Origin of the sequence: Alteromonas sp. McT4-15 (assembly GCF_020515205.1) — a bacterium.
GTDB lineage: Bacteria > Pseudomonadota > Gammaproteobacteria > Enterobacterales > Alteromonadaceae > Alteromonas.
The window spans coordinates 1-5,161 of the sequence record NZ_JAJALG010000069.1; the positions used below are offsets into that span (position 1 = coordinate 1).

Annotated in this window: 4 protein-coding genes; all 4 read left to right on the top strand. The window is 46.3% G+C overall.

The window, feature by feature from the left end:
- The coding region (locus LHL20_RS20535; protein ID WP_226434634.1) for a sensor histidine kinase at positions 1–1,184 on the top strand (1,184 nt) is incomplete at its 5' end.
- A gap of 413 nt (positions 1,185–1,597) precedes the next feature.
- Positions 1,598–1,903: a 2-oxoglutarate and iron-dependent oxygenase domain-containing protein gene (locus LHL20_RS20540; RefSeq protein ID WP_024024471.1), complete on the top strand. Its 306-nt coding sequence runs from the start codon at positions 1,598–1,600 to the stop codon at positions 1,901–1,903.
- Positions 1,904–2,099: 196 nt separating this feature from the next.
- The gene (locus LHL20_RS20545; protein WP_020745975.1) at positions 2,100–4,223 is read left to right on the top strand and encodes a TonB-dependent receptor family protein; all 2,124 of its coding nucleotides are present in this window, start codon (positions 2,100–2,102) and stop codon (positions 4,221–4,223) included.
- Positions 4,224–4,450: 227 nt separating this feature from the next.
- Positions 4,451–5,050, top strand: coding sequence for an MFS transporter (locus tag LHL20_RS20550; RefSeq protein WP_200866764.1), 600 nt, complete (start codon positions 4,451–4,453; stop codon positions 5,048–5,050).
- Positions 5,051–5,161 lie beyond the last annotated feature (111 nt).

The window sequence follows — 5,161 nt, forward strand, 5'->3', positions numbered from 1 at the left end:
TATCAGAGGGCGGGCTGCCGGCCAGCCTTGCTCAGGCAATAGAAGAACAGCATCCACAAATTCACCTGCTCGATGAAAGTGGCGGACTGGAGCCGGTTACCCAACTTATAACCACTCATATTGGTAGTTATCTGGCATTCCCCATCGTGGTGTATAAACGCGTAGTGTGTTTATTGCTTTACCTGATCCCCGAACAGGAGATGGAGCGGGTTTCCATGAAGCAGATTACGATTATCAATAAGGCCGCTGAGCAGCTTACGGTGTTGTTAGAGCGCAAACAGGCTGAGTCGAGCCTCAAGAAACAATATACCCGTCTGCGGGATACGCTGCTGGAGCTTAAATCCACTAAACAGGCATTGGCACACAACGAAAAGCTCGCCAGTATCGGGCGTATGGCAGCGGGTATCGCTCACGAAATTAATAATCCACTGTCATTTGTGATCAGCAACTTCTCCTCAATGGATAGCTATCTGGATAACATTATTCAGTTGCAGTCCATGCAGAGTGAGCTGTTAACTGCCATAGACATTCAGCAGGATCAAAAAGCGGCTCATCTCAAACAAAGTCTCAGTGAATTTGAGGAGCAGGCGGGTATACCGTTTATTTTGGAAGATATCAGAGCAATCGTCGCTGATTCTTTTAATGGTCTGCAACGGGTTAAAAATATCATTAGCGACTTACGCTCTTTTTCTCATAATCAGACCGGAGAAAAAGAGGTTTGTGATTTCTCTGTGCTGCTGGATGACACTCTGAAGATGATGCGATATGACCTGGATAACAAGGTTAGCATCCAGCGGAATGTTGAGTTCAATGGCGTGTTGCATACGCACTCAGGTCTCATTGAGCAAGTACTGGTGAATCTGATTAAAAACGCTGTGCAGGCAATGGAAAAGGCGGATACGGCTGAGCCGGTTATTCAAATAAGCGCTGCAGAGATAGATAATATGCTGCACATTCGAATTAGGGATAACGGCCCCGGCATGGCGGCCGACATCCAGCAGAAAATATTTGAGCCCTTCTTTACCACCAAACCCATCGGCGAGGGAACCGGGCTTGGCTTATCGGTGGTGTATAACATTATGCAGCGACTGGATGGTTCGATTCACTGCGAGAGCGAACCCGGTGTGTTTACCGAGTTTACTTTGTTGTTGCCATTAAAGCAGGAAAACGCGCAGGCTGATTGAGTTTTAAGGCGATTTCGGAGCATGCTTCAATTGGGTTTTACCGATAATTTTCCCATTGCATTTAACCGGCTGCCGTGTAGTATTTTATTTATACCATATACAGAGCAGGCGCGTGGCAACCACTTCGTTTTTTCAATCAATGAGTATGACATCACACCGCTTTACATGCGGTGTTTTAGGATTGCTGATCGATTTAATGTCGTTGCTCACGGTACTGGCTCACGGTTGTGTCAAACAGCCGGCGAGCATTCCTCACTTTAGTAAGCTTAATTTACTGCCATGCAGTTACGGCTTCTTCCACTGGTGCCTGGCCTGGTGGGCTGGTAACACAAAATCTCTTTAACTTAACTCATGCGTCTGCGCCTCGATTGAGCGGACGCGGCATTGTCACCCATTTTTTAAAGAGAGCAAAAATGACCTTACCTGTCATCCCCTTTTATCCACATCCTGCCCCGGCGCAGGCAATCCACAAGAGCTTAAGCCAGTCTGGGTTTATGCAAATCAGCGACATTGGTATAGAGCCGACATTATTAGCGGAAGTTTATGCGGTCAGCCGTGTATTTTTTACCGGCGATCAGCAAACCAAATCCCGCTGCGGTTATCGCTCTGCTCAGGAAAACTTTGGTTATCAGGGATTGCTGGAGGAAAACCTGGATCCCACCGCTCCGGCAGATATCAAAGAAACCTTCACTATGCGTAGCTTCGTCCTGGGAATTTGAAAGGGAACAGCCACTCCTGGATTCTCACGTTTCGCTAGGAGACTTGCTAGCGCCCTCTGAGTGGGCAATCATCTAGTTCATAAGCATTTTTGTTAAATAGATTTTATTCTTCGAATTTTTTGTTGATAAAAAAACAATTATATATATCATATACGAACCATTATCATTTGTATTTAGAGTATTAAAGGGTAAATTTATGAGAAATGTAAGTAGAGTATCTAAATTGGGTAAAGCGATAGCATTTGCACTAGCGGGACTGTCGAGCGCGTCCGCAATGGCGGCTATAGCGCCAGACGATATTGAGCGTATCACCATTAGTGGAAATAGCGATTCAACATTTCCACGCACCATGGCTGCCGTTGATTCTGGCAAAATCTTTGAGGGCAAAAAGACCTCAGTGGTAGAGCTTGATGAAATGCCTAACTTCATTGAGCCAAACTTAAGACAGATGTTTTCTACGCTGCCGGGGCTCTTCGTTTCAGATCAAGCCATCCCCAGTTTTTACAATGTGAACTACCGCGGCTTAGGAAACCCTCATGAGTCTGAGTTCGTGGGCTTTTTTCAAAACAATATTCCCCTAGCCGCAGACCTTTTCGGATACCCTACCATCTACTACATGCCGCCAGCACAGCGTATTGAGCGCATAGAATTCGTTCGCGGCGGGTCGGGTTTAATTTACGGTCCACAAATAGGGCCGACGGTAAACTTTATTACCAAGCGCGCAGAAGTAGGCCGCGATACGGGCTTTCGAACCGATCAAGCACTCGGGAGCAATGGGCTATATAGCACTTATAATGAGTTTGCCACTTCAACTGGAGACTTCGGTTTCTTTGCATCGGTAGACCACCGTTCGGCCGACGGCCCTCGAGATAATGAAGATTTCGATGTAACATCAGGCCACGTTAGTGTGGCTTATGAAGGGTTTGACGACATTCGCCTTGGTTTCGAACTTGATGTATACAACTCAGACTCTGGTGAAGCAGGTCGTTTGAGTACGACGGAATTTGAACAAGACCGCAATCAAACATTAACCCCATTCAATCGTGTTGAGATAGAACAAGTACTGGCTAATTTTACTTTTGCGCAGAAGATTAGCGATAGTGCGACGCTTGACGCGAATGTCTGGTATTCATACATGGACCGCTTTAGTCGCCGTTCTGGGCAATTTTCTGAGCCTGAGAATGAGCCTGCTACCACAAATATTGATCAACAAGAATTCGATAATTGGGGCTTCGACGCCCGTTATGCGCAAGCCTGGGGCGACAACAATGTGCTGACTGTGGGGACAACCTCTTACTGGGGAGATAGCCCAAGAACTCGTCACGTCAGTAGCGATATTCGCTCTAACCAACAGAACGCCGCTGACTTGCTATTCGATCAAGACCGTAAAATGACGTATAACGCCGTATTTATCGAAAATTTATTCAAATTCGATAAATTGAGTGTGGTACCTACCCTACGTTATGAGCGCGTTAATTACGACTTAGAAGAGTTGACTAAAAATCCAAGTCTAAACCGAGATCCTATCGACGTAGACGAGACTGAAAATGAACTGCTACTCGGTCTTGGCATGATGTATCAGCTCAACGAAATCAGTGAGCTTTATGCAAACGTTTCTGAATCTTATCGCCCTCAACGATTTGATGATTTGGCCAACCCCAATTCAGAACTCGCCAGCTCAAATGGCCCCGATGTTTCTAGTGCAATGAACTATGAATTTGGTTACCGCGCCATGCCTGTTGATGGTCTTGTACTTGACGTGAGCGCGTTTAGAATCGACTTTGACGACAAAATTGAAACTATTCAGGTAAATATCGCTGACATAGAGCGAGTGAACTCTGGCGACTCTCGCCATCAAGGCGTAGAGTTTAGCGTCGACTACGACCTTTTTGCGGGTCGTGCTGACGAAAGTTTTAGAATTTTTGCCAATGGCTCGTTGCTTGATGCCGAAATCGTCTCTTCCCTTAACGAGAGCCTGGTTGGAAATACCACCGCTTTTGCACCGGAGTATCTTTTACGCGCCGGGTTTATATACAACACGGAAAAGCTTGATGTCGCGCTTACTGCGACAATGGTAGACGAGCAATTTTGGCAAGACTCGAATGCGTCTAGAGGAACAGGCATCGATGAAATAGCCGCGCTAATTCCTTCCTATGAAGTTGTTGACCTGACCGCTGAATATCGTATCGATTCGCAATGGGCAGTATATGGAGGCATTAATAACCTTTTAGACGAGAACTATTATTCTCGCGTGAGAAATGATGGTATCGAACCTGCCCTCGAAAGAACCGTATTTGCAGGCGTACGCTTTCAAATGTAAATAGCAAAATTGTAAGCAAGCAGGGGCGATAACTTGGCCCTGCGGTGCGCGCTTATAACCAGCGTCTTTTCAGACCACCTCCACACTTCAACATGTAATAAAATCGCTCTTTACGACCATTTCTTTTTGTTTTACCTCGCCGTTAAATTCCCTCATATTCCCGCAAATAATTAATAGCCATTAGAACGCAGTTGCGGATTGCAGGGGCTTTAACGTTGGAAAACACATTGTCTACAGAGCCTAAAGTACGCATTTCAGCGCCGGTGATTGCCCTGGCAATGTATGCGATAGCGTCAGGCTATTTAATGAGCCTCATTCCACTTATGCTAACGCACTATGGCCTTGATACGTCGCTGGCCAGTTGGTTAGCAAGTAGCTTTTATGCAGGCCTTCTTCTCGGTGCGTTGGCCATTGAGCCTTTGGTTACCCGCTTGGGACACCGAAACGGATTTGTTTGGTGTTTAGGTACGCTCATCACTACTATTGCCATAATGCCTGCAATCCCTGACGCCAGCGTTTGGTTGCTTGCCCGGTTCGTTGCTGGCGTTGCCGTTGCAGGTGTATTCGTTGTTGTTGAGTCTTGGTTATTACATGGTAATGAAGCCGACCGCGCCAAGCGCGTGGGCCTTTATATGGGAGCGTTCTATGGTGGCAGCTCGTTAGGACAGCTTTGCCTTGGCTTTGTTGGCGTTCACGGTGTGATGCCTTTTGTCGCCATTTTTACTGCGCTACTTTTTGCTGTTGGTGTATTACTGCTTATAAAAAGCGATCAGCCCAGTAGCGCGGAAATCACACCACTATGGGGTTCTAGGGATTTTCCCCTCTAAAAAGACATAATCCTCTGTAGACCACACCAATAAATGGCTGCGGAGGTGGGTTACTACTTATAAGTGTGGCAAATTAGGTAAATATCGTACATTTAATACGGAACAGCCCTG

Coding starts and splice junctions, on each gene's coding strand:
- LHL20_RS20545 (WP_020745975.1), top strand. CDS start 2,100: ATGAGAAATGTAAGTAGAGTATCTAAATTGGGTAAAGCGATAGCATTT.
- LHL20_RS20540 (WP_024024471.1), top strand. CDS start 1,598: ATGACCTTACCTGTCATCCCCTTTTATCCACATCCTGCCCCGGCGCAG.